The 26,315-nt window shown below is 65.3% G+C and carries 27 protein-coding genes and 1 tRNA gene; 17 read left to right on the forward strand and 11 right to left on the reverse strand.

Translation table 11 applies throughout. From position 1 onward, the window contains the following. Positions 1 to 39: 39 nt before the first annotated feature. Both folD and rarD read left to right on the forward strand, forming a co-directional pair. On the forward strand, positions 40 to 930 hold the full coding sequence (gene folD, locus D8Z78_RS20810) for a bifunctional methylenetetrahydrofolate dehydrogenase/methenyltetrahydrofolate cyclohydrolase FolD (protein WP_121632665.1): 891 nt from the start codon (positions 40 to 42) through the stop codon (positions 928 to 930). 112 nt (positions 931 to 1,042) lie between these two features. Further along, entirely contained in the window at positions 1,043 to 1,954 is a 912-nt protein-coding gene (rarD, locus tag D8Z78_RS20815; protein WP_121632664.1) for an EamA family transporter RarD, read from the forward strand. On the opposite strand, the gene D8Z78_RS20820 is transcribed toward rarD, so the two are convergent. Together D8Z78_RS20820 and pdeM are read right to left on the reverse strand one after the other, a co-directional pair. Next, a complete protein-coding gene (locus D8Z78_RS20820) occupies positions 1,951 to 2,352 on the reverse strand; it encodes a PaaI family thioesterase (protein WP_121632663.1) in 402 nt (133 codons plus the stop codon). The two genes, rarD and D8Z78_RS20820, sit on opposite strands and share 4 nt — an antisense overlap. A gap of 30 nt (positions 2,353 to 2,382) precedes the next feature. Further along, positions 2,383 to 3,039: a ligase-associated DNA damage response endonuclease PdeM gene (gene pdeM / locus D8Z78_RS20825; protein ID WP_121632662.1), complete on the reverse strand. Its 657-nt coding sequence runs from the start codon at positions 3,037 to 3,039 to the stop codon at positions 2,383 to 2,385. 179 nt (positions 3,040 to 3,218) lie between these two features. Here pdeM and D8Z78_RS24750 point away from each other — a divergent pair, with 179 nt between their 5' ends. Continuing rightward, positions 3,219 to 3,359, forward strand: a complete 141-nt coding sequence (locus tag D8Z78_RS24750) for a hypothetical protein (RefSeq protein WP_164933047.1) — start codon at positions 3,219 to 3,221, stop codon at positions 3,357 to 3,359. Here the strand turns inward: D8Z78_RS24750 and D8Z78_RS20830 are convergent. Continuing rightward, a complete protein-coding gene (locus D8Z78_RS20830) occupies positions 3,356 to 5,761 on the reverse strand; it encodes a ligase-associated DNA damage response DEXH box helicase (RefSeq protein ID WP_255446369.1) in 2,406 nt (801 codons plus the stop codon). The genes D8Z78_RS24750 and D8Z78_RS20830 overlap by 4 nt on opposite strands. A 161-nt stretch (positions 5,762 to 5,922) precedes the next feature. Between D8Z78_RS20830 and D8Z78_RS20835 the strand changes: the two genes are divergently transcribed. Next, positions 5,923 to 6,612, forward strand: coding sequence for a nitroreductase (locus D8Z78_RS20835; RefSeq protein WP_121632661.1), 690 nt, complete (start codon positions 5,923 to 5,925; stop codon positions 6,610 to 6,612). Further along, entirely contained in the window at positions 6,603 to 7,349 is a 747-nt protein-coding gene (locus D8Z78_RS20840) for a vWA domain-containing protein (protein ID WP_240672210.1), read from the forward strand. The genes D8Z78_RS20835 and D8Z78_RS20840 overlap by 10 nt, the downstream gene beginning before the upstream one ends. Here the strand turns inward: D8Z78_RS20840 and D8Z78_RS20845 are convergent. Beyond that, positions 7,316 to 8,011: a response regulator transcription factor gene (locus D8Z78_RS20845; RefSeq protein WP_121632660.1), complete on the reverse strand. Its 696-nt coding sequence runs from the start codon at positions 8,009 to 8,011 to the stop codon at positions 7,316 to 7,318. The two genes, D8Z78_RS20840 and D8Z78_RS20845, sit on opposite strands and share 34 nt — an antisense overlap. Then, on the reverse strand, positions 8,008 to 9,891 hold the full coding sequence (locus tag D8Z78_RS20850; protein WP_121632659.1) for a hybrid sensor histidine kinase/response regulator: 1,884 nt from the start codon (positions 9,889 to 9,891) through the stop codon (positions 8,008 to 8,010). Before D8Z78_RS20850 ends, D8Z78_RS20845 begins: the two co-directional genes overlap by 4 nt. Before the next feature lie 225 nt (positions 9,892 to 10,116). Between D8Z78_RS20850 and D8Z78_RS20855 the strand changes: the two genes are divergently transcribed. From D8Z78_RS20855 to D8Z78_RS20895, 9 genes are all read left to right on the forward strand, one after another. Then, positions 10,117 to 12,081 carry an AMP-binding protein gene (locus tag D8Z78_RS20855; protein ID WP_121632658.1) on the forward strand — a complete coding sequence of 655 codons (1,965 nt, stop codon included), beginning with the start codon at positions 10,117 to 10,119 and terminating at the stop codon, positions 12,079 to 12,081. A gap of 184 nt (positions 12,082 to 12,265) precedes the next feature. Next, positions 12,266 to 13,021, forward strand: coding sequence for an ABC transporter ATP-binding protein (locus D8Z78_RS20860; RefSeq protein WP_240672213.1), 756 nt, complete (start codon positions 12,266 to 12,268; stop codon positions 13,019 to 13,021). An 88-nt stretch (positions 13,022 to 13,109) separates the two neighbouring features. Continuing rightward, a complete protein-coding gene (locus D8Z78_RS20865; protein ID WP_121632655.1) occupies positions 13,110 to 14,063 on the forward strand; it encodes a branched-chain amino acid ABC transporter permease in 954 nt (317 codons plus the stop codon). 98 nt (positions 14,064 to 14,161) lie between these two features. Then, positions 14,162 to 14,410: a hypothetical protein gene (locus tag D8Z78_RS20870; protein WP_121632669.1), complete on the forward strand. Its 249-nt coding sequence runs from the start codon at positions 14,162 to 14,164 to the stop codon at positions 14,408 to 14,410. 94 nt (positions 14,411 to 14,504) lie between these two features. Further along, the gene (locus D8Z78_RS20875) at positions 14,505 to 15,581 is read left to right on the forward strand and encodes a branched-chain amino acid ABC transporter permease (protein WP_121632653.1); all 1,077 of its coding nucleotides are present in this window, start codon (positions 14,505 to 14,507) and stop codon (positions 15,579 to 15,581) included. An 81-nt stretch (positions 15,582 to 15,662) separates the two neighbouring features. After that, positions 15,663 to 16,955 carry an ABC transporter substrate-binding protein gene (locus D8Z78_RS20880; RefSeq protein ID WP_121632651.1) on the forward strand — a complete coding sequence of 431 codons (1,293 nt, stop codon included), beginning with the start codon at positions 15,663 to 15,665 and terminating at the stop codon, positions 16,953 to 16,955. A gap of 103 nt (positions 16,956 to 17,058) precedes the next feature. After that, the gene (locus D8Z78_RS20885) at positions 17,059 to 17,883 is read left to right on the forward strand and encodes an ABC transporter ATP-binding protein (RefSeq protein ID WP_121632649.1); all 825 of its coding nucleotides are present in this window, start codon (positions 17,059 to 17,061) and stop codon (positions 17,881 to 17,883) included. Between the two features lies 1 nt (position 17,884). After that, positions 17,885 to 18,115 carry a hypothetical protein gene (locus D8Z78_RS20890; protein ID WP_121632647.1) on the forward strand — a complete coding sequence of 77 codons (231 nt, stop codon included), beginning with the start codon at positions 17,885 to 17,887 and terminating at the stop codon, positions 18,113 to 18,115. Positions 18,116 to 18,118: 3 nt separating this feature from the next. After that, positions 18,119 to 18,502 carry a cupin domain-containing protein gene (locus D8Z78_RS20895; RefSeq protein ID WP_121632646.1) on the forward strand — a complete coding sequence of 128 codons (384 nt, stop codon included), beginning with the start codon at positions 18,119 to 18,121 and terminating at the stop codon, positions 18,500 to 18,502. Positions 18,503 to 18,519: 17 nt separating this feature from the next. Here the strand turns inward: D8Z78_RS20895 and D8Z78_RS20900 are convergent, their stop codons facing one another. Beyond that, a complete protein-coding gene (locus tag D8Z78_RS20900; RefSeq protein ID WP_121632644.1) occupies positions 18,520 to 19,335 on the reverse strand; it encodes a hypothetical protein in 816 nt (271 codons plus the stop codon). A 94-nt stretch (positions 19,336 to 19,429) separates the two neighbouring features. On the opposite strand from D8Z78_RS20900, the gene D8Z78_RS20905 reads away from it, so the two are divergent. Both D8Z78_RS20905 and D8Z78_RS20910 read left to right on the forward strand, forming a co-directional pair. Next, positions 19,430 to 20,602, forward strand: a complete 1,173-nt coding sequence (locus D8Z78_RS20905; RefSeq protein WP_121632643.1) for a phenylacetate--CoA ligase family protein — start codon at positions 19,430 to 19,432, stop codon at positions 20,600 to 20,602. A gap of 58 nt (positions 20,603 to 20,660) precedes the next feature. Next, positions 20,661 to 22,340 carry a peptidoglycan-binding protein gene (locus tag D8Z78_RS20910; RefSeq protein WP_128910883.1) on the forward strand — a complete coding sequence of 560 codons (1,680 nt, stop codon included), beginning with the start codon at positions 20,661 to 20,663 and terminating at the stop codon, positions 22,338 to 22,340. 103 nt (positions 22,341 to 22,443) lie between these two features. On the opposite strand, the gene ykgO is transcribed toward D8Z78_RS20910, so the two are convergent. Together ykgO and D8Z78_RS20920 are read right to left on the reverse strand one after the other, a co-directional pair. Continuing rightward, the gene (gene ykgO / locus D8Z78_RS20915; RefSeq protein WP_007792261.1) at positions 22,444 to 22,569 is read right to left on the reverse strand and encodes a type B 50S ribosomal protein L36; all 126 of its coding nucleotides are present in this window, start codon (positions 22,567 to 22,569) and stop codon (positions 22,444 to 22,446) included. A gap of 99 nt (positions 22,570 to 22,668) precedes the next feature. Then, positions 22,669 to 22,743: transfer RNA gene (locus tag D8Z78_RS20920), tRNA-Val, on the reverse strand. Between the two features lie 153 nt (positions 22,744 to 22,896). Between D8Z78_RS20920 and D8Z78_RS20925 the strand changes: the two genes are divergently transcribed. Further along, positions 22,897 to 23,760, forward strand: coding sequence for an N-formylglutamate amidohydrolase (locus D8Z78_RS20925; RefSeq protein ID WP_121632639.1), 864 nt, complete (start codon positions 22,897 to 22,899; stop codon positions 23,758 to 23,760). A gap of 55 nt (positions 23,761 to 23,815) precedes the next feature. Here D8Z78_RS20925 and lpxK read toward each other — a convergent pair whose 3' ends face one another. From lpxK to D8Z78_RS20940, 3 genes are read right to left on the reverse strand one after another with little or no spacing between them, the layout of a single operon-like run. Continuing rightward, positions 23,816 to 24,823, reverse strand: a complete 1,008-nt coding sequence (gene lpxK, locus D8Z78_RS20930) for a tetraacyldisaccharide 4'-kinase (RefSeq protein WP_121632637.1) — start codon at positions 24,821 to 24,823, stop codon at positions 23,816 to 23,818. Beyond that, positions 24,823 to 26,028 carry a 3-deoxy-D-manno-octulosonic acid transferase gene (locus D8Z78_RS20935; protein WP_164933048.1) on the reverse strand — a complete coding sequence of 402 codons (1,206 nt, stop codon included), beginning with the start codon at positions 26,026 to 26,028 and terminating at the stop codon, positions 24,823 to 24,825. Before D8Z78_RS20935 ends, lpxK begins: the two co-directional genes overlap by 1 nt. Positions 26,029 to 26,032: 4 nt before the next feature. Beyond that, complete coding sequence (locus tag D8Z78_RS20940) at positions 26,033 to 26,272, reverse strand: DUF4170 domain-containing protein (RefSeq protein WP_121632636.1); 240 nt, start codon at positions 26,270 to 26,272, stop codon at positions 26,033 to 26,035. Between the last annotated feature and the right edge of the window lie 43 nt (positions 26,273 to 26,315).

Here is a 26,315-nt window from a genome sequence, read left to right on the forward strand (position 1 = left end):
CGGGGAGAGTTGAAGACCATTCGGGAAGGAAGTGACGAAATGACGGCAACAGTGATCGACGGCAAGGCCTTTGCGGCCACGGTCCGCGAGAAGGTGGCGGGGCATGTGGCCCGGCTGAAGGATGAGCACGGCATCACCCCCGGTCTGGCGGTGGTGCTGGTGGGCGAGGACCCGGCGTCGCAGGTTTATGTCCGCTCCAAGGGCAAGCAGACCGTCGAGGTCGGCATGAATTCCTACGAGCACAAGCTCGACGCCGACACCTCAGAGGCCGATCTGCTGGCGCTGATCGACCAGCTGAACACTGATCCGGCGGTGCATGGCATCCTCGTGCAACTGCCGCTGCCCAAGCATCTGGACGAGGATCTGGTGATCAATTCCATCGATCCGGCCAAGGATGTGGACGGGTTCCACATCTCGAACGTGGGCCTTTTGGGCACCGGGCAGAAGTCGATGGTGCCCTGCACGCCGCTGGGCTGCCTGATGATGCTGCGGGACCATCACGGGTCACTGTCCGGCATGGATGCGGTGGTGATCGGGCGCTCGAACATCGTCGGCAAGCCGATGGCGCAGCTGTTGCTGGGCGATTCGTGCACCGTGACCATCGCGCATTCGCGGACCAAGGACCTGGCGGAGGTCGTCCGCCGCGCCGACATCGTCGTCGCCGCCGTTGGCCGCCCCGAGATGGTCCCCGGCGACTGGATCAAGAAGGGCGCCACGGTCATCGACGTCGGCATCAACCGCATCGAGCGCGACGGCAAGACAAAGCTGGTCGGTGACTGCCACTACGACAGCTGCGCCGAGGTCGCCGGCGCCATCACCCCCGTCCCCGGCGGCGTCGGGCCGATGACCATCGCCTGCCTGCTGGCCAACACCGTCACCGCCGCCTGCCGCGCCAACAGCCTGACCGAGCCCGATGGCCTGACTGCCTGAGCGAACACGGCCAAGATCAGCCCCGCGTCGGAAACGGCGCGGGGCCTTCGTCATTTCGGGGCCACCGGCTTTCTGCTTGTCATCCGCCGCGCCGGGGCGCAGGAAGCAAAGCATGACAGATGCATCCAAAGGCTTTCTCGTTGCGCTTGGCGCGAACCTTCTGTGGGGGTTGTTTCCGCTCTATTGGGCGCTGCTGTCCGAGGTGCCGCCGCTCGAAGTCTTTGCCCACCGGACGTTCTGGTCGCTGGCGATCTTTGCCGTCTATCTCGGACTGCAGGGGCGGTTGCCTGAATTGTGGCGGATCTTTCAGAACCCGGCGGCGCGGTGGCGGATCATCGCGGCGGCCTTTGCGATTTCGGGCAACTGGTTCCTGTTCATCTACGCGGTGCAGGTCGGCGCGGTGATGGAGGCCTCGATCGGCTATTACATCTTTCCGCTGCTAGCCGTGAAGCTGGGTTTCGTCGTCTTCCGCGAAACGCTGACGCCGCTGCAATGGGGGGCGGTGGTTCTGGCGGCCAGCGCGGTGCTGCTGCTGACGGTGGGGCTGGGCGTGGCGCCGTACCTGTCGCTGGCGCTGGCGATGTGCTTTGCCCTTTATGGCGCGTTCAAGCGGGGCGTCACTGCCGGGCCGGTCCTGTCGGTCACAGCCGAGGTCGCCATCGTCGGCCCGCTGTCGCTGGTCTGGCTCTTGGGCGTGCACTGGCTGGGCTGGACGGATTTCACCGGACGGCCGGGCGGGTTTTTCGGACAGGACTGGGGCACCAGCCTGTTGTTGGTCGCGGGCGGGCTGGTGACGGCGGTGCCGCTGATGATGTTTTCCTATGCCGCCAAGCGCATCCGCTATGCGACGATCGGCCTGATCCAATACGTGAACCCGACGATTCAGTTCACGTTGGCGGTGCTGGTGTTCGGACAGGTGGTGACGCTCTGGCACATGATCGCGTTGCCGATGATCTGGATCGGGCTGGTTCTCTATTCCGCGTCAAGCCTGCATCAGGACCGGCTGGCCCGCCGCGTGGCCTAAAGCGGCACGGGCACCATCGTGCCGGTCAGCAGGGCGATCTGCTTCCCGGCCCCGTCGCGCTCGGCAAAGACCTCGGCCATGACGACCATCAACCGCCGCCCCGGCTTGACCACGCGCCCGCGCGCGATCAGCCTCTGGCCGATGGCGGGGGACAGCAGGTGGATCTTCATCTCGGAGGTGACGACTTCGTTCTCGGGCAGCAGGGTCAGCGCGGCATAGCCCGCCGCCGAGTCGCCAAGCGCAAAGGTCAGCGCCGCATGGCCAAAGCCCTGCTGTTGCGAGGTGGCGGGGGTGACCGGGGCGCTGATGGTGACGTGGCCCTCGCGCACCGCGTCGAGGGTCGCGCCGAGGGTGGTCATCATGCCCTGTCGGGCGAAACTGTCATGGATGCGCTGCATGGCTCAGAGGCGCACGGGTTGCGCGCGCTGTCAAGGCAGGGGCATGGCCACCGCCCGCGTGCCCGTCAGGATCGCCGTGGCACCGGTGCCCATGAGGTCGCGCAGGGGCGGGCGGGTGCAGTCCATGCCGCCGGTATAGGCACCGAAGGCTGGCAGGATCAGGCGCCGGTCATCCAATAGGAAACACGGGCGGGCAAGGCTGCGGCCACGCAGGGTCAGCCGGAGTTTCGGGTGGTAATGGCCCGACACCTCGCCCATGTTCCCGGTGGCGATATGGCGAAAGGTCAGGTCCCCGATCCTGACCTGCGCACGATGTGCGCCGCCGATCGACACCGGACCGGGATCGTGGTTGCCCTCGATCCATGTCCAGTCGCGCCCGGCCTGCATCTGCGCAATCCACAGCGCCTCGCGTTCGGGCAGGGTGCGGTCCAGCCCCGGCGCATCGAAACTGTCGCCAAGGCAGATCACCCGTGCGGCTTGGGTCGCGTCGAGGTCGGATTGAAGCTTTTCCAGCGTGGCCTGCGTGTCATAGGGCGGCAATTGCGCGCCGCCGACCGCGGACAGGCGCGCCGACTTGCCGAAATGCAGGTCGGACACGACCAAAAGGCGCTCTTGCGGCCAGAAAAGCGCCCCCGACGGCAAGGCCTGCAAGGCGGCACCATGAAAGAGAAAGCCGTGCATGTTCATGCTTTGTCTTCGCATGTGCATGGCGCGGCGGCAAGAGCCAGCAATGGGTTAACAAACGGCTAACTCGTACGAAGAGAAGGGGAAACAGTCTTGTTCCAGCTTGCCGGGTTGCTTGGTTAACCTTGCGTCAATATTCAGGGGGCACATTTTGAGAAAGTGACTGCCAGAAGGCCCATTTCATGACCCCGGACCGAAAACGATTTCCCGTGCTGCTCGACCAATCCGAACTTGATGTCGCGCGTCTGCGCCTGCATCCGCTCGCCGCGCCAGGCTGGTTGAATCGCCTCGCCCGTATGCTCAAGGTTCTGCTGCCCTGCTAGACGGCGACCTGCGCCAACCCGCTTTCATCCAGAAGGCGGGTGATTTCCTCTTCCAACAGGCGTTCATCGGCCAAGCCGTTGATCGGCACGCGTCCCGGTTCAAGGAACAAGGGCGCCGCCAGCGGCGTCACCCGGTCCAGCATCACGTGATCGATGCGGTGGCCCACCCGGGCATGCATCTCGCGGATGCGGGCGAAATCGACCAGACCGCGCATCGCCTCTTCGCGGGTGACCTGCATCAAGAGGTGATCGGGGTCGTATTTCAGCAGGGTGTCATACAAGATGTCCGAGGACATGGTCGCCTGCCGCCCGGTTTTGCGCTGCCCACCAACCTGCCGCTCGATCAGGCCTGCAATGGTGGCCGAGGCGCGGAATGTCCGCTTCATCACCGCATTGCCCGCCAGCCATTGATCCAGCCCGGCCTCGAGCGCCTGTAGATCGAACAGCGGCGCCGGGTCCGTCACCGCGTCCAGCCCCCAGATCAGGGTCGCGTAATCGGTGGACACAAAGCCCATCGGCGCAAGCCCCATTTCCTCCATCCTCTTGGTCATCAGCAGGCCCAGCGTCTGCTGGGCGTTGCGCCCGGCAAAGCCATAGACCACCATCTGCTGCCGCCCGTCATGGGGAAAGGTCTCGACCAGCAGCCGCCCCGGTTCGGGCAGGCGGCTGACCTCGGCCTGCAGGCGCAGCCAGTCGGCGGTGTGGGCGGGCAGGCCGGACCAGTCGCCAGACTGGAACAGCCGCAAAATCCGTTCCGACAGCTGCGTCGAGGTGGCGAATTTCGTGCCCATGAAGGTGGCGATCTTCGGCTTGCGGGCCGCGTCGCGCGTGACCTCGACCACCAGTTCGCGCAGCCCCTCATAGCGCACGATCTGCCCGCCGATCAGGAACGTGTCGCCCTTGGTCAGCGACGCGGCAAAGCTCTCCTCGATCTCGCCCAAGGGCTTGCCGCCGCGCCCGCGCCATTTGACCTTGAGCGTGTCTGTGTCCTGAATCGTGCCGATATTCTGCCGGATGCGCAGGGCCGAGCGCGGGTCGCGCAGCTGCCACAGCCCGTCGGGGCGCTGCTGCAACCGCCGCCATTGGTCATAGGCGCGCAGCGCATAGCCCCCGGTGGCGCAGAAATCGAGACAGGCGTCAAAGCCTTCCCGCGTCAGCCCGGCATAGGGCCCGGCGCTGGTCACTTCGGCGAGCAGCGCATCGGCATCGAACGGGCCAGAGGCTGCGGCAATCAAGATATGCTGGCACAGCACGTCGCGCGGCCCCGGCCCGCGCGGCTCGCCGTCGAGATCGTGTTCCTTGACCGCCTCCAGCGCGGCGAGGCACTCCACCACCTCGAAGCGGTTGGCAGGCACCAGCAGCGCCTTGGACGGCGCGTTGTAGCGGTGATTGGCTCGCCCGATGCGCTGCACCAGCCGCTTGACGTTCTTCGGCGCGCCGATCTGGATCACCAGATCGACATCCCCCCAGTCGATCCCCAGATCGAGACTGCCGGTGCAGACGATGGCGCGTAGCTGCCCCGCCACCATGGCCGCCTCGACCTTCTCCCGCTGCCCCCGGTCTAGGGACCCGTGGTGGATGCCCACGGGCAGCCCCTCGTCATTGGCCAACCACAGGTTGTGGAAAAAGATCTCCGCCTGCGCGCGGGTGTTGTGGAAGATCAGCGTGGTCTTGTGCCGCTTCACCTGCTCCAACACCGCCGGGATGGCGTGTTTCGCGCCGCCGCCCGACCATGGCGGCGCCTGCTCGGTTTGCAGCATCGAGATATCCGGGTCCGGCCCCGGATCGGCCCGCAGGATGTCACACCGGTCCGGATGCCGCGCCAGAAAGCGCGCCAGCGCGGCCGGGTCCTCGACCGTGGCCGACAGGCCGACGCGCCGAACATCAGGCCGCAGCCCCTGCAACCGCGCCAGCGCCAGCATCAACTGGTCGCCCCGCTTGCTCTCGGCCAGCGCGTGGATTTCATCCACCACCACCCGCTTAAGTCCCGCGAAAATCCGTGGCGCGTCCTCGTAGGACAATAACAGCGCAAGGCTTTCCGGCGTGGTCAGCAGGATATGCGGCGGGTCGGCGCGCTGCCGCCGCTTTTGCGTGTAGGACGTGTCGCCGGTGCGATCCTCCACCCGGATCGGCAACCCGGCCTCTTCGATGGGGATCAACAGGTTGCGCCGGATATCCGAGGCCAGCGCCTTCAGGGGCGAGATATAGAGCGTGTGCAATCCGTCATGCCCGCCCGCGGCGAGTTCCGACAGGGTCGGCAGGAACCCGGCCAGCGTCTTGCCGCCGCCGGTCGGCGCGATCAGCAGCGTCGCCGGTGCGCCCGCACGCTCCAGCATGGCGCGCTGATGGGCATGCACCTGCCAGCCGCGCGCATCGAACCAGTCCTGCAGAGAAGGGGCCAAGGAAACCATGTCGCGGAGATAATCCGCTTTCCCGAGAAACACAGCCCGTTTCTTCTGGCCCAAAATACCGCGGGGGAGCACGGCACGGGCGGGGGCGGAGCCCCTTTCCTTTCACCGCCACTTGCGCTTTGCTGGCGGGACAGGGTGCGAATGGACAGGCCATGAAAGATAACGACGCGCAGACCGACCTTGCCACCGCCTATGGCGCGCTGCTGCGCGCGCGGCATTCCTGTCGCGGCTACAGGCCCGACCCGGTCCCGCGCGATGTGATCGAGGCGGCTTTGATCGACGCGCAACAGGTGCCCAGCTGGTGCAATTCGCAGCCGTGGAAGGTTCAGGCCTGCGGACCGGAGGAAACGAAACGCTTCGCCGAGGCGCTGCATGCCCATGCCAAGGCGGGCAAGCACGGCACCGACATTCCCTTTCCCGAACGGTACGAAGGGGTCTACAAGACCCGGCGCAGCATCTGTGGCTGGCAGTTATACGACGCCGTGGGCATCCAGCGTGGGGATCGTGCCGGGTCGGCCCGCCAGAGCATGGAGAATTTCCGCCTGTTCGGTGCGCCCAACTTCCTGTTGATCACCACGCCCAAGGCGCTGGGCGCCTATGGTGTGCTGGATTGCGGGTCTTTCGTGACCGCCGTCTGTCTGGCCTTGCAGGCGCGGGGCGTGGCCTCGGTGCCGATGGCCTCGACCGCCGGGTTCTCGCATTTCGTGCGCGACTGGTTTGCCATCCCCGAGGACCGCGCGGTGTTGTGCGGGATTGCCCTTGGCTATGCCGATCCGGATCACCCGGCCAACGGGTTCCGCACCGAGCGCGCGCCGCTGAGGGAGGTGGTGGAATGGGTTTGACCCGCACCTTTGCCGCCTGCGCCTTGCTGGCGATGCCGGTGCATGCGGGCGACAATTGCACCGAGGATGCGATCATCGTTCTGGACGGGTCGGGCAGCATGGCCGAGACCGGGTTCAACAATATCGGCGATCCGCGCATCTTCGAGGCGCGCGAGGCGCTGCGGCAGGTGGTGCCCGGCGTGGCCGATGCGCGGCGGCTGGGGCTGGTGGTGTACGGGCCGGGCGCGGGCGAGAGTTGCAGCAATATCGACCTGCGCCTGTCGCCGGATTGGGGCAACGGTCCGGCGATCCTGCGACAGGCCGACGACCTGCAACCCGAAGGTGAGACCGCGCTGACCGATGCGGTGCGGATGGCAGCCGAGGAACTGGGCTTTCGCGACCGGCCCGGCACGGTGGTGCTGGTCACCGATGGCCGCGAAACCTGCGGCGGTGCGCCGTGCCAATTGGCGGCGGAACTGGCGGCGGACGGGCTGGACCTGACGGTGCACGTGATCGGCTTCAAGGTGCGCGGCGCGCATTTCAGCTGGGGCGGGACCGAGTCCGGCTACAACGAAGAGACCTCGGTTGCGGAATGTCTGGCCGACCGGACCGGCGGGCAATATGTCGGCGCAGAAACGCTGGATGATTTGATCGCCGCCCTGCGGGTGACGCTAGGCTGCCCGATCTTCGGGGAGAGCGGGGCAGGGTCCCGTCCCGTACCCGGTCAGCTCCAGCTGACATCGCCGAGAAAGATGTAACCGGCGCCGTAGATCGTCTTGATCAGGCGGGGGTTCTTGGGGTCTTCGCGCAGCTTGGTGCGCAGCCGCGAGATGCGCACATCCATCGCCCGGTCAAAGCTGTCCCCCGCCTGTCCGCCCAGCGTTTCCTGCATGAAGGCGCGGGTGATCAGCCGTTTCGGGCTTTCGAGGAACAGCCGCAGCACCTCGCCCTCGGCCTGAGAGAACGCGGTTTCGACACCTTCGGCATCTTCCAGCGTGAACCGGTCGAAATGCGCGGTCCAGCCCTCGAACCGGGCGGTCTGGCTGCTGGCCTGACGCTTTGGCCCGCGCAGGCGGGCGCGGATGCGCGCGACGACCTCGGCCGGGTCGAAGGGCTTGATGATGTAGTCATCGGCGCCCAGTTCCAGCCCGGTGATCTTGTCCTGCGTCTGGGCGCGGGCCGAGATGATGATCACCGTCGCACCCTGTTCCAGCGCCAGTCGGTGGACCAGCGACAGCCCGTCGCGATCCGGCAGGCCCAGATCGACAAGGCACAGGTCCGGCGTGGTCTTGCGCAGCGCCGCCTCGAATTCGGTGGCGCGGGCAAAGGTCATGGTCCTGTAACCCGCTTCCTGCAGGGCATCCGACAGGATGTCCCGGATGGCCGGTTCGTCGTCGAGAATGGAGATCAGCGCGCTCATGCCTTTAGATGATCCCTGCCGAGGATTTGCGCAAGACTGGTGGCGCTAAACGGTTTCGGCAGCAGGCGCGCGCGGCGCGCGGCCTCTTCCCTGCGCGGGTCATCGGGCGGCAGCGAGGTCATCAGGCAGATCGGCAGATCGGGCCGCGCATCCAGAAGCGCCAGCCCGGTCTGCGGCCCATCGAGCAGGATATCCGAGAGGATCAGCGCGACCGGCAGGCTGTCGGCGAGGTCCAGCGCCTCGGGCACCGAGGCGGCCTCGGCCACTTGGTAACCCATGTCGGTCAGCATCTCGCGCACCGGCAGGCGCAGGTCGGGATTGTCTTCGACCAGCAGGACAAGGCCGGTTTCCGGCAGGGGCGCGGCGCGGCGCAGCGGGATGCGCAGGGCAACCTGCGCGCCGGTTTCGGTATTGGCCAGCCGCACCGCGCCGCCCGCCAGTTTCGTCATGTCATAGACCATGGCCAGCCCCAGCCCCGACCCGGCCCCACCCTTAGTGGTAAAGAACGGGTCGAGCCCATGCGCCAGCGCCTCGGGCGAAAAGCCCGGCCCGGTATCCGAGACGGTCAGCTGCAACCACGTGCCCTGCACCTCCTGCGCGGCGACGTGGATTTCGCCCGTGGTGCCGGTCGCGTCGCGGGCGTTCAGGATCAGGTTCAGAAGCGCGTCCTGCAACAGCCCCGCATCGGCCAGCACCGGCCCGTTGGTCAGGTCATCGACCCTGAGGCTAAGCTGCGCGGGCAGCGACGGCGTCGCCAGCACCGCCAGATCACGCAGGAACGGCCCCAGCCGCAGCGGCGCGGGGCGCCAGTTGCGCTGGCTGGTGATGTCTGCGATCCGCCCCAGCAGGCTGCCGCCGCGATGCGCCGCGCTCAGCGTGGCGTCGATCAAGGGGCGGGCATCGTCGGGCAGGTCCATGCGGGACAGCTTGGACTGCATGCCAAGGATGATGGTCAGAAGGTTGCCGAAGTCATGCGCCATGCCAGAGGTCAGCTGCGCCGCCATTTCGCGCCGCCGGGTCTGTTGCAGGGCGGTGCGGGCCTGCGTTTCCTCGGTCACGTCCTGCGACAGGATATAGACGCCCGGCTCCAGCGGATCGGGGGTAAACGCCGCGCGGATGCGGCGCGAGGACATCTCGTCGGTGAATTCGAAGGTCGAGGCGCGCCCGGCCTGCGCGGCCTCCAGATAGGGGCGGACGCGGCCATAGGCCTGCTCGCCCAGCGTGTCGCTGATATGGCGGCCAAGGATGTGCTGTGGCCGTCCCGGCATGACCGAGGCAAGCCGCCGGTTGGAAAACGTATAGCGGCCCTCGGCATCGACGCGGGCGATATGCGCCGGCATCATTTCGGTCGTGGTGCGGGTGCGGGCCTCGGTGTCCTGCAACTGGCGGCGGGCCTCGGTCAGTGCGGCGTTTGCGGCGGCCAGTTGGCGGTTGGTGCGGGCCAGTTCCTCGGACCGTTTCAGCACTTCGCCGGACAGCAATTCCGAGCGGGTGCGCAACAGACGTTCCTGCGCGCGCGTCCCGGTGATGTCGGTATAGACGGTGATCCAGCCGCCCTCGGGCAGGGGGGCCCCCTCGACGGAAATCACCCGGCCATTGGCGCGGGTGCGTTCCATGTAATGCGGCTGAAAGGCGCGGGCGGTTTCCTCGCGGTCGCGGATGAAACTGTCGGGATCTTCGACAGGGCCGTATTCGCCCGCTTCCACGAGATGCCGGATCGTGTCGGCAAAGCGCGCGCCAGCGGTCGTCAGATGCGGCGGCAGGGAAAACATCTCGGCAAAGCGGGTGTTGCACGCCGCTAGGCGCAGACCCTGATCGTAGATCGAGATCGCCTGCGGGATGAGGTTCAGACCTGCCTGAAGAAGCGCCGGGTTCGTCATGGTCAGACCCTAGGCGCGGCCCGCATCGGGGTAAAGCAACCACGCATGTGACGCAGCGCCCGTTACAATTCGTTACATTCCGGAAATCTTCGGGAAAAAGTTGACCGCAAGGTTGGGAATGTTCCTAATGGGCCGCAGAATCGTGAGCAACACGGTCACGGCCCGAAAGGGTCACAGGAGAGTGCCGGGCAGGGTCCGGCATTGGGAGGATACGATTTGGCATACATGGCTGAGGGCGCAGAGGGTCTGCGCTCCGTTCCTGCGCTATTGGATCGCAACGCCCGCGAATTTGGCGGCTCACCCGCCTATCGCGAGAAGGAATATGGCATCTGGCAAAGCTGGACTTGGTCCGAGGCCAAGGACGAGATCGAGGCGCTGGCGCTTGGTCTGCTGAACCTTGGCGTCAACCGGGGCGATCATGTGGCCATAATCGGCCGCAACCGCCCGACGCTGTATTGGTCGATGGTGGCCGCGCAGATGTGCGGCGCGGTGCCGGTGCCGCTTTATCAGGACGCCGTTGCCGAAGAGATGGAATACGTGCTGGGCCATTGTGGCGCGCGCTTCGTCATCGCCGCCGATCAGGAACAGGTCGACAAGGTGATCGAGGTGCAGGAGGACCTGCACCAGTTCGAGCACATGATCTATGTCGATCCGCGCGGGATGCGCAAATACGACCACACCCGCCTGCATGAGTTCAGTCACGTTCAGGCGCAGGGCCGCGCCGCCCGCGACGAGTTCAGCAAGGAACTTGAGTCGCGCAAGGCCGAGCTGGATTATGACAGCACCTGCGTGATGCTTTATACCTCGGGCACGACGGGCAAGCCCAAGGGTGTGGTGCTGTCCAACCGCAACATCATCGAGTCGGGCAAGGCCTCGTCGGAATTCGACAGCCTGCGCCGCGACGACGAGGTTCTGGCCTATTTGCCGATGGCATGGGTGGGGGATTTCATCTTTTCCATCGGGCAGGCCTATTGGACCGGTTTCTGCGTCAACTGCCCCGAAAGCGTCGAGACGCTGCTCAACGACCTGCGCGAGATCGCGCCCAGCTACTACTTTGCGCCGCCCCGGATTTTCGAGACGCAGCTGACGCAGATCATGATCCGGATGGAGGATGCGTCGCCGATGAAGCAGCGCATGTTCAAGCACTTCATGGCGCATGCCCGCCGCGTTGGCCCCGATATCCTAGATGGCAAGCCGGTCAGCTTTGGCGACCGGATGAAATACGCGCTGGGCGAGGTCCTCGTCTACGGGCCGCTGAAGAACGCCATGGGTTTTTCCAAGGTCCGCGTCGGCTATACGGCGGGCGAGGCGATCGGGCCGGAAATCTTTGATTTCTATCGCTCGCTGGGGATCAACCTGAAACAGCTCTATGGCCAGACCGAGGCGTCGGTCTTCATCACCGTGCAGCCCGATGGCGAGGTGCGCAGCGATACCGTGGGCGTGCCTGCGCCGGGGGTGGAGTTGCGGATCGCCGAGAATGGCGAGGTCTTCTATCGGTCGCCGGGCGTGTTCGTCGAATATTACAACAACCCGGATTCGACCGCCGGGACCAAGGATGCCGAGGGCTGGGTTGCCACGGGCGATGCCGGTTTCATCGAGGAAAGCAGCGGCCACCTGCGCATCATCGACCGGGCCAAGGATGTGGGCCAGATGGCCGATGGCGCGATGTTCGCGCCCAAATATGTCGAGAACAAGCTGAAGTTTTTCCCGAACATCCTCGAAGCCGTTCTGCTGGGCAATGGCCGCGACTATTGCTGCGCCTTCCTGAATATCGACCTGACGGCGGTCGGCAACTGGGCCGAGCGCAACAACATCGCCTATGCCTCTTATCAGGAGCTGGCGGGCCACCCGCAGGTGATCGCCCAGCTGAAGGGGCATGTCGAAGAGGTGAACAAGTCCGTGGCCGAGGACGAGATGCTGTCGGGCTGCCAAGTTCATCGCTTCATCGTGCTGCACAAGGAGCTGGACGCCGACGATGGCGAGATGACCCGCACCCGCAAGGTCAAGCGCAACGTGATCGCCGAGAAGTTCGGCGACCTCGTGGCCGCTTTGTATGACGGGTCGGAGGAGGTCTACACCGAGACGGAAGTCACCTATGAGGACGGTCGCAAGGGCAAGATCAAAGCGACGCTCAAGGTCATCGATGCCGAGACGGTGCCGGTGACACCGCGCGCGGTGGCGGCGGAATGATGGGACGACGCTCGTGCTGCGCACATCGCCCCGCCCACCATCCCTTTTGGCGCATCGTTTTTGACGTGGAGCGCGCCCGAGAGTTGGGAATGGGTATTTTTGCCAAGAAGAAACGGGAGGCCGTCGCGTGAGGGATACCGAAGGATACGTCACCGCGGATGGGCGCCAGATTGGCGGCGTTCTGATGGAGATGAAGAACATCACCCTGAAATTCGGCGGTGTGACGGCGATACAGGATATCTCGTTCGATATCCATGAGGGCGAGATCCGCGCCATCATCGGGCCGAACGGCGCGGGCAAGTCGTCGATGCTGAACGTCATCTCGGGCTTCTATACGCCGACGGTGGGCGAAGTTTGGTACAAGGGCGCGAAGCGCCCGCAGATGAAGCCTTACGAGGTCGCCCGGATGGGGGTGGCGCGGACCTTTCAGAACATCGCCTTGTTCGAGGGGATGACCGTGCTGGACAACGTCATGACCGGGCGTCTGACGCATATGAAATCCGGTATCGCGGCGCAGGCGCTGTGGTGGGGTTCCGCCCAGCGTGAAGAAATCGAGAACCGTGAAGTCGTTGAAAAGGTGATCGATTTCCTTGAGATCCAGAATATCCGCAAGACCCCTGTGGGGCGTCTGCCCTATGGTCTGAAGAAGCGCGTGGAACTGGCGCGCGCGCTGGCCGCCGAGCCGTCGCTGCTGCTGCTCGACGAGCCGATGGCGGGGATGAACGTCGAGGAGAAAGAGGACATGAGCCGCTTTATCCTTGATGTGAATGACGAATTCGGGACGACGATTGCGCTGATCGAACACGATATGGGCGTGGTCATGGACCTGTCCGACCGGGTTGTCGTGATGGATTACGGCAAGAAGATCGGCGACGGCACGCCCGACGAGGTGCGCAACAACCAAGACGTCATCGACGCCTATCTGGGGGTGGCGCATTGAGACATTTTGACAAACCCGTCCCGGGCCTGACCCGGGACCTCCACCTTAACCATGAGGCCCCGGAGCACGTCCGGGGCGGGGAGAGCCCATGCTGAACGATATCTTCATTGCACCTTTCGCGGACATGATCGCGGCGCCGGACTTCCTCATGCAGGTGCTGTGGGAGGGGCTGGTGTCCGGCGTGCTCTATGCGCTGATCGCGCTGGGCTTTGTGCTGATCTTTCGGTCCTCTCGCATCTTCAACTTTGCGCAGGGCATCATGGTGGTCTTCGCGGCGCTGACGCTGGTGGGGCTGCATTCCTTCGGCATCCCGGCGTGGATCAGCGTGGCGCTGACGCTGGGCGTGATGTTCGTGCTGGCGGTCAGCATCGAACGGGTGGTGCTGCGGCCTTTGGTCGGCCAGCCGGATATCATCCTGTTCATGGCGACCATCGGCATCACGCTGTTCCTGATCGGTGGCGGAGAGATCATCTTTGGCGGCGAGAACAAGGTGATGATCACCGAGGAACTCGGCATTCCCACAGGCGACACGGTGCTGGAGCCGTTTGGCGGCCTGCTCATCCTGCAACACCTTGATATCACGGTGGTCGTGGTGGCTTGTGCGCTGGTTGCGGCCTTGCTGGCCTTCCTCAACTACACCCAGATGGGCCGCGCGATCCGGGCGCTGGGCGATGACCACCAGGCGGCTTTGTCGGTGGGGATTTCCTTGCAGACGGTCTGGGTGCTGGTCTGGTTCATCGCCGGGATCATTGCGCTGGTGACGGGGATCGCGTGGGGTGCTCGGGCCGGTGTGTCCTTTGCGCTGGAGGTCATCGCCTACAAGGCGCTGCCGGTGCTGATGCTGGGTGGTCTGGAGTCGATCACCGGGGCGATCATCGGCGGGCTGATGATCGGCCTGCTGGAAAAGCTGTTCGAGATCTACTGGGGCCAGCCGCTGCTGGGCGGCAATACCGAGACATGGTTTGCCTTTGTGCTGGCGCTGATCGTGCTGCTGTTCCGTCCGCAAGGGCTGTTCGGAGAGCGCATCATCGAGAGGGTGTAGCGATCCACTCGGCCCCGCCTGTATCGGCTGGGTCGGGTGGGAACAGAGGGTAGGTCGGGGATGTCCCCCGGCTTTCTCGGAAAGTAGGGATGAAGACCATGGCTAAACTGATCGCGATCCTGAACGTAGTGGCCTGGGCCGGCTTCTGGTCCTTCGGCTACCTCGCGCTGACCACCCAGCCGGAAGAGGGCAGCCGCATGACCGTTGCAGTCTTGCTGGCGGCGGCGGGCGCGGCGGTGGGCATGTGGGCCTATTTCTGGATCGTGCGCCATTCCGAGGCGACCGGCTTTGCCAAACCGACGCGAAGCCGCGCGCGCTACGAGGCCGATGACGGCCTGACACATTGAGGGGGACGGGGCACCGCCCCGCCCCAAGGGACCGGGTCGCCTGACCTGATGGAGGAATGCCGGCCGCGAGGCCAGCTTGGGAGACGAAAAAGACATGCTGTACAGGACCGCAGGACAGTTCAAGACAAGTTACGAGGCGGATCAGGCGCTGTTCCCGGTCAGGCAGGATGCGATCCTGCTGGCGGTGATCCTCGCCTGCGCCTGGGTGATCTTTCCGCTGGTGGCGAGCGAGTTCGTCTTCCAGACCTTGCTGATCCCGATCCTCATCTACTCGCTGGCGGCGCTGGGGCTGAACATCCTGACCGGCTTTGCCGGGCAGCTGTCGCTGGGGACGGCGGCGTTCATGGGGGTGGGGGCCTATGCCTGCTACAAGATGATCACGATCATGCCTTGGATGAACCCGATCGTGGCCATCCTGCTGTCGGGGGTGTTCTCGGCGGGCATCGGGGTGGCGTTCGGCATCCCCTCCTTGCGGATCAAGGGCTTCTACCTCGCCATCGCGACGCTCGCGGCGCAGTTCTTTCTGGTCTGGCTGTTCGAGAAATGGGCGTGGCTTTATAACTACAACGCCTCCGGCGCGATCCAGGTGCCGAACCTCGAGATGTTCGGCGTCTATATTGCTGGTCCGCAGGCCTCGTCCATCGTGCAATATTTCGTCGTACTGTTCATCGTCTCGCTGCTGACCCTTGTCTGCATCAACCTGACGCGCGGCACGCTTGGACGGACATGGAAGGCGACGCGGGACATGGACATCGCCGCCGAACTGATCGGCATCAACCTGATGAAGTCCAAGCTGACCGCCTTTGCTGTGTCGTCCTATATCGTCGGCGTGGCGGGGGCGCTGTTCGTCTTCATGTGGCGCGGCGCGGCAGAGCCCAACCTGTTCGACATCCCGCTGTCCTTCCGCATCCTGTTCATCGCGATCATCGGCGGCCTGGGCTCGATCATGGGGAACTATCTGGGCGCGATCCTGATCGTGGGTCTGCCCGTGGTGCTGAACCTCGTGCCGAACGCGCTGGGCATTCCCATCGGGTCGGCAACGGTCGAGCATCTGAACATCATGATCGTGGGCAGCCTGATCGTGTTCTTCCTCATCGTGGAACCGCACGGGCTGGCGCAACTGTGGCGCTTGATCCGCGAGAAACTCATCATCTGGCCCTTCCCGCACTGATATGCGGGTAGGATGGGTGATCACCCATCCTACTTTGAAGACCCATAACCGAAGTGAACCAATTCTCAGGGAGGAGAAACCATGAAACACTTCACCAAGCTGGCCATTGCCGCTGTCGTCGCGGGGATCACCGCGACCAGCACTCTGGCGCAGGAACTCTATACCCCGAACCTCGCCTACCGGACGGGGCCGTTCGCGGCGACCGGCATTCCGCTGATGAACGGTCAGGCGGATTACCTCAACATGCTGAACGCCCGCGATGGCGGCATCGGCGGTGTCCCGGTGAACCCCGAGGAATGCGAAACCGGCTATTCCACCGAGAAGGGCGTGGAATGCTATGAAAAGACCAAGGGCCGCGCCATCGTGACCCAGCCGTGGTCCACCGGCATCACCCTTCAGGTGCTGCCCAAGACCAACGTGGACGAGATCCCGATCCTTGCGCCGGGCTATGGTTTCAGCCCGATGATGGAAGGCAAGACCTTCCAGTGGGCCTATAACGCGCCCGCAGGCTACTGGGATGCGGCTGATATGATCCTTCAGTATATCGAAGGCGAAGGCAGCCTCGAGGGCAAGAAGATCGCCTTCCTGCATCTCGACCACCCGTTCGGCAAGGAGCCCCTGCCGGTTCTGGAAGCCGCCGCCGAAGCCAAGGGCTTTGAGCTGGTGCCGATCCCGGTCGGCCTGAAGGAAATGCAGAACCAGTCGGCGCAGTGGCTGCAGATCCGCCGCGAGCGTCCCGACTATGTCGTGATGTGGGGCTGGGGCGCGATGAATGCCGGCGCCATCACCGAAGCGGTCAAGACCAAGTTCCCGATGGAAAACTTCATCGGCGTCTGGTGGGCCGGTCACGATGCCGACCTGAAGATCGTCGGTGCGGATGGCAAGGGCTACAAGTCGATCAGCTGGTCCTTCCCGAACCCGGATGCGCCGGTCATGGCCGACATCCAGAAACACATCGTCGACGAGGGCAAGACCCAGTCCAACCCCGAGGAAATGTCGGGCGTGTTCTATGGCCGTGGCATCGTGATCTCGGCGATCCTTGCCGAGGGTATCAAGGTTGCGCAGGATCATTTCGGCACTGCCGAGATCGACGCCAAGCAGCTACGCTGGGGTCTGGAAAACATCGACATGACCGAAGCCCGCATCAGCGAGCTGGGTCTGGATGGCATGGTGCCGCCGTTCAAGACCTCGTGCAACAACCACACAGGGCATTCGGGTGGCTGGATGCTGGAATGGGATGGCGAGAAGTTCGTAAAGGCGTCTGACCTGTTGATGGCCAATGTCGACAGCTACAAGGCGATCGCCGAAGCCGCTGCCGCCGAATATGCCGAAGCCAACGCGCCTTGGCCGGTGAACGAAGAGTGCTCTGAGTAAGGGCATATCCTCCGGCGGCGGCGCGGGTCGTCGCCGCCGGAATTTGGGTATTTTTGCCAAGAAGAAGACAGGGGTTCGAGCCCCGACTGCAAGGGAGCGCCCGATGCTGGATGCCGCCAAGACCGACGAGACCTTGTTGGAGGTCAACAATATCGAGGTGATCTACAATCACGTGATCCTCGTGCTGAAGGGCGTGAGCCTGTCCGTGAAGCAGGGCGGGATCACTGCGCTTCTGGGCGGCAATGGCGCGGGCAAGACCACGACGCTGAAGGCGATTTCCAACCTTTTGCATTCCGAGCGCGGCGAGGTGACCAAGGGCTCGATCGTCTACAAGGGCGAGCGGGTGCAGGATCTGGACCCGGCGGCGTTGGTGAAGCGCGGCGTCATTCAGGTGATGGAGGGGCGGCATTGCTTCGAGCACCTGACCGTCGAGGAAAACCTGCTGACCGGAGCCTATACGCGGCGCGACGGCAAGGGCGCGGTCGCCGATGATCTGGAACTGGTCTATTCCTATTTCCCGCGGCTGAAAGAGCGGCGCAAATCGCAGGCGGGCTACACCTCGGGCGGGGAACAGCAGATGGTGGCCGTGGGGCGCGCGCTGATGTCACGGCCCGAGACGATCCTGCTGGATGAGCCCTCAATGGGTTTGGCGCCGCAGCTGGTCGAGCAGATCTTCGAGATCGTGAAGTCGATCAACGAGAATGAAGGTGTGTCCTTCCTGCTGGCCGAGCAGAACACCAATGTCGCCCTGCGCTATGCGCATTCTGGCTACATCCTGGAAAACGGTCGGGTGGTGATGGAGGGCTCTGCCAAAAGCCTGCGCGAGAACCCGGATGTGAAGGAATTCTATCTCGGCATGTCGGACGAGGGGCGCAAGTCGTTCCGCGATGTGCGCTCCTATCGCCGCCGCAAGCGCTGGCTGGCCTGAGATGCTGTGCAATATCGTCGATCACCGCAAGCGACGCCACCGCTGGAAGAGCGTGGTGGTGATCGTCGAGGCCACCTGTCAGGACAATGGCGTGGCGGATGCGGATCAGGCGGCGGGCGATCCCGGCACCGTGCTGTGCGAGGAACGCAAGGGCCTGTCGCTGGCCGAGGCCGTGGCCTGGGCGCAGGGATTCGACATGGACGTGACACTATTCATTTATGATGGAGATTGACCAATGAAGACTTTGCTTTCCCTGATGGCCGCGAACTGTTTTGCCCTGCCGGTCTGGGCCGACGATCTCGTGACGCGGGACGTGCTGAACGAGCAGCCCCTGAGCGACGCGGATGACATGGTGGTCATCGTGTCCAAGCTGACGATAAAGCCCGGCGGGCGCATTCCGCTGCACACGCATCCGGGCGACGAACACGCGGTGATCCACCAAGGCGGCACGGCCTTGATGCCCAATGGCCAGCAAATGGCGATGGCGCCGGGCATGGCGATGTTCTTCAGCGCGGGCGATGTGCATGGCGGCGTCACCAACGAGGGCGACGCCGATATCGTGATCTACACGACCCACATCCTGAACGCGCTCGAACCGTTCCAGACCTTGGCGGAATGATCGGCGCGGCGCCCCTCTCAGGCCATCTGGGCCCGCATTTCTGCGATGCGCTCCAAGGCTTCGGCCTTGGTGTTGCGGATGTTCGGGCTGAAGTCCTGAGAGCTGGCGCGCGCCCTGATCTCGGCCTCGGTTTCCGAGCCGGGGGCGTAGCGGACCGACCCGAGGCTGTGGGCGAGGTTCAGTTTCTTGCCCCGGAAGGCGTATTGCACCCAAGCTGCGGGCAGGATCTGCGTGCCCTCGTAATCGATCAGGAAGAACCATTTGGTCCGTCCGGTGTCGCGGATGCGGTCCTCGATATGGTCGTAGAAGTCGTTCACGTCGCGGGAATGGTGAAAGGTGAAATGCGAGAAATCGACATGCATGACACCTTCGACCGTGTCGAACGTGATGCGCCGGACGAAATCGGCCTCGGCATAGTTCGGGTCGTGCAGGATGCGGGCGCGGCGTTTGCTCGGCAGGGCGTCCAGACGGGCCACCGCGTCGCAGCGATTGGTGAAGAGGTTGGGATCGAACCGCTCGGTCCGGGCGTCGCGCTGGATCTGGGCGGCGGTTTCCGGGCTGGCGTCGAACCGGACGGAGCCCATGGAATGGGCGTGGTTGAGGGTCTTGCCGCGATGGGCATAGGCGAACCATGCGCTGGCATCGATGCGGGTGCCGTTGAGGTTGACGAGAAAGAACCACAACTCCTCGCCGCTGGCGCGGATGCGGTCCTCGATCCGGTCGTAGAATGTGTGAACGGTGGCCGGGCTGTCGAAATGGAAGTCGGAGAAATCGGCCTCCATGATCTGACGGTCGGGGTCGAAACGGATACGCGGATCGTATGTGGCTGGCATGGGTCCTCCTCCTCAGGATTGAGTGAGGGTAACTGGGTACCGCAGACCGAACAATGTTCCAGATCAATGACGGACAAGAAAGACGGAGGGTGGCATGAGCACCTATTACGACGCGCTTGAGACACGCTCACGGGATGAACGCGAGGCGGAGCAGCTCAAGGCGCTGAACGCGCAGCTGGCGCAGAACGGGATGGACCCGGTCGAACACCTTGCGGCGCTGGCCGCGCTGCCGGTGCTGCGCAAGTCCGACCTGTCGGCGCGACAGGCCGAGCGGCCGCCCTTTGGCGGGCTGCCGGTGTCGAACCTTGCGCATGTCTTCCAGAGCCCCGGCCCGATCTACGAGCCGGGCGGTGTCAGCCACGACTGGTGGCGCATGGGGCGGTTCCTGCATGCCTGCGGGATCGGGCAGGGGGACATCGTCCAGAACTGCTTTGGCTACCACCTGACGCCGGCGGGGATGATCTTCGAGAACGGCGCGCGCGCCGTGGGCGCGGCGGTGCTGCCCGCCGGCACCGGCCAGACCGAATTGCAGGCGCGCGCGGCGCGCGATATCGGCATCACGGCCTATGCGGGCACGCCGGATTATCTCAAGGTCATCCTTGAGAAGGCCGACGAGATGGGCTTCGAGCTGAAGATCACCCGCGCGGCGGTGGGCGGCGGGGCCTTGTTCCCGTCCCTGCGCCAATATTACGCGGACCGGGGCATCGCCTGCCTGCAATGTTATGCCACTGCCGATCTGGGCAACATCGCCTACGAATCCCCCGCGCAGGAGGGCATGATCCTCGATGAAGGGGTGATCGTCGAGATCGTCACTCCGGGTACCGGCGATCCTGTCGCGCCGGGCGAGGTGGGTGAGGTCGTCGTGACCACGCTGAACCCCGATTACCCGCTGATCCGCTTTGCGACCGGCGATCTGTCCGCCGTTCTGCCCGGTGAATCGCCCTGTGGGCGCACCAATACCCGCATCAAGGGCTGGATGGGCCGCGCCGATCAGACCACCAAGATCAAGGGCATGTTCGTCCGCCCCGAGCAGGTCGCGCAGCTTGTGGCCAAGCATTCCGAAATCGCCCGCGCTCGCGTCGTCGCCTCGCGCGAGGGCGAGATGGACGTGATGACCGTCCGAATCGAGACCGAGGGCGCGGATGCAGCGGCCTACGAAGGAACCGTTGCCGACGTGCTCAAGCTCAAGGGCAAGGTCGAGCTGGTGCCGATCGGCGGATTGCCGCGCGACGGGCTGGTGATCGAGGATCAGCGCAGCTACGACTGACATTCTTCCTTGCCCGACAGGCCTCTGGCGATAGGCTTGTCGGGCAGGAGGATTGGTCATGCGTATATTTCCAGCGATTTTAGCAGCCTTGTGGTCGTCCGGCGCATTCGCGGCGGGTGATGCGCTGGTGATCGGCAATAGCCGGTACGGCGCCTTCGATACGCTGTTCGGCGCGACGCGGGTCGAGGCCTCGGCCGAGGCGATGCGCGAACAGGGCTTCGACGTGGCGGCGGTGCAGGATGCGGACGCGGTCGAGATGCGTTCGGCTTTTGCGGATTTCGTCCGGGCCCTCGAAGGTGATGACGGCCCGGTCGTGGTGATCCTTGCGGGGGCCTTTCTGCATGGGCCGGGCGGGGCGTACCTGTTGCCGGTCACGCAGGGCACGGGCGGCAACGAGGCGCTGGCCCTGACCGAAGGCTTTCCGATCGACGCGGTGCTGGCGGTTCTGGCGCGTTACCCGGGCCGGGCGCTGCTGGTGCTGGGCGAAACGGCGGCGGAACCCGAGGGGGGGCTGTACCTGACACCGGGGCCGGGCGCGCTGGACGTGCCGCAGGGCGTAACGGTGCTGCGCGGGCCTGCGGCAGACGTGGCGCGCTTTGCCACGCGCGAGCTGATGCGCCCGGGGCGCGACTTGCCCCGGCAGGCCACGCGCTACGAACTGGAACTGATGGGCTACGCACCCGAGGGATTCGTGCTGCTGCGCGAGGAAGACGTGGGGGCGCGCGTAGACCCGGACCCGGCACCGGAGCCAGATCCCGAGCCGGTCGTGGATGAGGCCGGGGACAACGCCGCGTGGACACTGGCCCAAGCCGGCGATTCGGCAGAGGCCTACCGCACCTATCTTCAGAAATATCCCGACGGTCTGCACTCGGCGGCGGCGCGGCAAAGGTTGGCGGCCATCGAGGATGAACCCTTTTACGCCGAGCGCAGGGCCGAGGAACGCCTGAACCTGACCCGCGACCAGCGGCGCGAGATCCAGCGCGACCTGTCCCTGCTGGGCTACAACACCCGCGGGATCGACGGGATCTTTGGGCCGGGCACCCGCTCGGCGATCCGCAGCTGGCAGGAGCGCGCGCGCGAGCCGCAATCTGGCTACCTCTCTGCCGCGCAAATCGCCCGGCTGGACGCGCAGGCGGCCCGCCGGGCGGCCGAGCTTGAGGAAGAGGCGCGGCGCAAGCAGGCCGAACAGGAGGCCGCCGACCGGGCCTTCTGGTCGGAGGTCGAGGCGCAGGGCGATGAGGCGTCCCTGCGCGCCTACCTCGATCGCTATCCCGAGGGAATATTCGCCGAGGATGCGCAGGCGCTCTTGGATCAGATCGACCAGCGCCGCGCCGATCAGGCGGCGCTTCAGGACCGGCGGGACTGGGACGAAGCGCAGGAGGATGGGTCGGTCGAGGCTTACCGCGCCTATCTGTCGAAATGGCCCAGCGGCGCCTTTTCCAACGAGGCGGAAGCGCGAATCCGGCGCTTGCAGCGCGAGGCCGAGCAGGACAGCGCGGCGGTCCGCGCCAAGGCCGAGGAGGACGGGCTGAACCTGAACCCGGTGGCGCGGAGGCTGGCCGAGGCGCGTTTGTCGCAGCTTGGGCTGAACCCGGGCAACGTGGATGGCAGTTTCGACCGGGACACGCGCCGGGCCATCCGCAAGTACCAGGAAACGCGCGGGCTGCGTGTGTCGGGCTATCTGGATGAGCAGACCGTGGTTCGGTTGCTGGCGGATGGCGTGCTTGGCGGGCGGTGAGATCGGGTAGGATGGGTGATCACCCATCCTACTTTCAGGAGCTTTGAAACGAAAAAGGCCGCGTCCCGAAGGCGCGGCCATTTCCCGTGTGAACTGTCCGATCTCAGCCCTGACGGGCCTTGAACCGGCGCTGCGTCTTGTTGATCACGTAAACGCGGCCCTTGCGGCGCACAACGCGGCAGTCGCGATGGCGCTTTTTGAGCGAGCGGAGCGAGTTTGCAACCTTCATGGTCTTTTCCCCTTTCGCGGCGCGCGAGCGCCATTGTTGCGGCCAATACCCTGCAATCGGTTCCAGCAAATGCCCGAACCGTGCAGGGCGATGAATTCATGGTGGGCGATACTGGGATCGAACCAGTGACCCCTTCGATGTCAACGAAGTGCTCTACCGCTGAGCTAATCACCCTATGTCCGCCGCGTCGACCCTTGCCCCTTCCGAAGAAGAGGCGCGGAATGTTCCGCGCCGGTGGAGGGGTCTATAAAAGGAGTCCTGACCGGGATCAAGGGGCTTTTGGCAGCTTATCTTTTCGGGCTATCATTTTTTCCGAAGGAGCCCCGGATGCCGCGATTTGCCTACCATCTTCATTTGCCGGACAAGCTGCGCTCGCGGGTTGTCTTTGCCTCGCCGCATTCCGGTCGGGATTACCCGGAAAGCTTCCTTGCGACCACGATTCTCGATGAGCGGACCATCCGCAGCAGCGAAGATGCCTATGTGGACAAGCTTTTCGACTGTGCGCCGCAACATGGCGCGCCTTTGCTGCGAGCCGGCGCGCCACGCGCTTATCTCGATCTGAACCGCTCCTGCGACGAGCTTGACCCGGCGTTGATCGTCGGTGTGCGCAAGGCGGGCCACAATCCGCGCGTGGCCTCGGGGCTGGGCGTCGTGCCGCGTGTCGTGGCACAAGGGCGGGCCATCTATCGCGGCAAGCTGACCCGGGCGCAGGCCGATGCGCGAATCGCGCGGATCTGGCGGCCCTATCATCAGAAGCTGGCCGAATTGCTGGATCGGGCGCGCAGCAGCTTTGGCGAGGCGATCCTGATCGACTGCCATTCCATGCCGCACGAGGCGCTGGAGACGACGATTCGCAATGGCGCGGCCCGACCCGAGATCGTGATCGGCGACCGCTTCGGGGCGTCGGCCTCGTCGGATTACGTGGAACAGGTCGAGGCGGCCTTTGCGGCGGCAGGGTTCCGGGTGGCGCGCAATGCGCCTTTTGCCGGGGCCTATACGACGCAGCATTACGGGCGGCCGTCGCGTGGCCAGCACGCGATTCAGATCGAGATCGACCGGGCGCTGTATATGGACGAGGTGGCGATCAGCCCGCGCGCGGATTTCGGCGCTTTCCGCGAGGTCTTGGCGGGCGTCGTGGCCGAATTGGCGGGTTTGGGCGATGCGGGCGAGGTGCGGCTGGCGGCGGAATAGGCGCGTCTGTGCCCTGCTCGGGGGGGCGGCCCACCCGCCCACCCCCGCCCCCCGATCAGCGCCCAGACGCGCCTTGGAGCAGCTGATCGAGGGCTGCGTCCAGCGCAGTCGTGTCGGCGATGTCGAGGCGGACCGGCAGGGTCAGCACCTTCATCCGGAAATCCGCTGGCAGGCGGACGGCGTCCTTTTCGGTGGTCACCAGTTGCGCGCCGATCAACGCGGCCTCGGTTTCGAGGCGCTTCATCAGGGCGGCGGTGAGCGGTTGGTGATCCTCCAGCGCCTCGCCGCGTTTCAGGTCTGCGCCGAGGGATTTCAGCGTGGCAAAGAACTTCTCGGGATGGCCAATCCCAGCAAAGGCGAGCGTCGGCAGGCCGTTCCAGTCCATCCCGGTTTGCAGGGGTTTCAGCTGGCCAGTCAGATGCGGGACCGCGATCTGCGCGCCCCATTGGTCGCGGAACCGGACCTGCGCCGCATCGGGGCCGATGGACAGCAGCAGGTCGGCCCTTGCGAGGCCGGTTGCGACGGGTTCGCGCAGCGGCCCGGCGGGCAGACAGCGGCCATTGCCGAAGCCCGCGACGGCATCGACGCAGATCAGCGAGAGGTCCTTGTGCACCTGCGGGTTCTGGAAGCCGTCATCCAGCAGGATGACTTGTGCGCCAGCGTCCTGTGCGGCGCGCGCCCCTGCGGCGCGGTCCCGGGCCACCCATGTCCGGGTGAAGGCCGCCAGCAGCAAAGGCTCGTCGCCGGTCTGCGCGGCGGTATGCGCGCGCGGATCGACCTCCACCGGGCCGGGCAGGCTGCCGCCATAGCCCCGGCTGACCACATGGGCGGTCACCCCGCGCGCGGCGAGGTGTTGGATCAGGGCGATGGTCGTCGGCGTCTTGCCCGTGCCGCCTGCATTGATGTTGCCGATGCAGATCACCGGCACATCGGCGGTGAAATCCGGCGCGCGCGCCACCCGCCGGGCCGTGGCCCGGGCGGTCAGCGCCGCAAGGGGGCCCAACAGCCGCGCCTGCCAGCCGGGCGCCTCGGGCGGGGTGGACCAAAAGCGCGGCGGGCGCATCAGGCGGCCCCCCGCGCGTCCAGCGTATCGAAGACTTCGGTGATCACCCGGTCCACGCTTTTCGCCCCGGACGAGATCACGTCCCAGCCCGCATGGGCCATGGTCGCAGCCTGATCGGGGGCGACGAGGTTCGACACGGCAGAGGCCAGCGAATCGGCATCGCGGACGATCCGCGCGGCCCCGGCCTCGACCAGTCGAGAATAGGCACCCAGATGCCTGCCGACATTGGGGCCATAGAGGATGGCCGCCCCCAGCGTCGCGGCCTCATACGGATCGTGGCCGCCCGTGCCCGTAACCAGCGATCCGCCAAGAAAGGCCAGAGGCGCGAGCCTGTACCACAGGCCCAGTTGCTCGGGCCCCTCGACCAGCAGCACCTGGGTGTTTTCGTCGGGCATTTCACCCATGTCCCAGTGGCAGACGCGCATTTGCGCGCCCCGCACGGTCTGGGCGATGCTCAGCGCCTCATCCTCGGTCTCGGGGACCATGATCAGCAGCAGCCGGTGCGCCAGCCGCAGCGCGCGGCGATGGGCGCGCAGAATGTCATGGGCCTCTTCGGCGCGCAGATGCGCGGCCAGCCAGACCGGGCGACCGGCGAGCAGGCTGACGAGGTTCTGATGTGTGTCGTCGTCATTCGGCAAGGGCTGCGCGGTGTCGAGCAGCGCCGCCCCCTTGCGGATGCGGTCGGGGTCGAGGCCAAGACGCCTCAGCCGTCCGGCCACGGTGTTGCCAGCGGTATGCAGGCTGTCGAACAGCGCAAGCGTGGCCGGGGCGGGGTCGGGCAGCCAGCGGGGCGCGGGGCTTGTCCAGCCGCTGTCGGGCAGGTCGAGCGCCATCATGTGGGTGCCGTGCCGGTGCGCCGCGTGCAGCAGGGCCGGGCGCAGCGCGAGGGCGTTCCACAGCAGGATGTCGGGCCGCAGGCTGGCCACGAACCGCTCGCACTCCGCCGGGTGATCGGCGGGCAGGGTTACGGCCAGCGCGTCGGGCTGCGCGGCCATGTTGCCGGACAGGGCCACCGTGATCTCGGGGCGTTGCAGTTGCATCCGGCTGCACAGGTTGGCCAAGGTGCGCGCCGGTTCCACGCCATCCGCATGTGCCCAGACAAGCGGCCCGAGCGGACGGTGGGGCAGGGCGGGCGCCGTCCCGCTGGCGGGCGTGCCGCGCGCATAGGCCAGATAGGCCGTCAGGCTCAGGGCGCGCGGTGCCAATGGGTCAGCCCAGCTCTTCTGTGCTGGAGACTTCCTGTTCCTCGTCGCGCAGGCGGTGCAGATGCGCGATGAAATAGCGCATGTGGGCGTTGTCGACGGTGCGCTGCGCCTCGGCCTTCCACGCGTCATAGGCGGTCTGGTAGTCGGGGAAGATGCCGACGATATGGATGTCATCGACGTTGCGGAACTGGGTTTTCGACGGATCGACGAGTTCGCCACCGAAGACGAGGTGGAGTCTTTGCATATGGAACAATCCCTTGGCGGTTGGCTGGAGGCGACCCTAAACC

This window comes from Tropicibacter alexandrii (assembly GCF_003667315.2).
Lineage (GTDB): Bacteria > Pseudomonadota > Alphaproteobacteria > Rhodobacterales > Rhodobacteraceae > Tropicibacter > Tropicibacter alexandrii.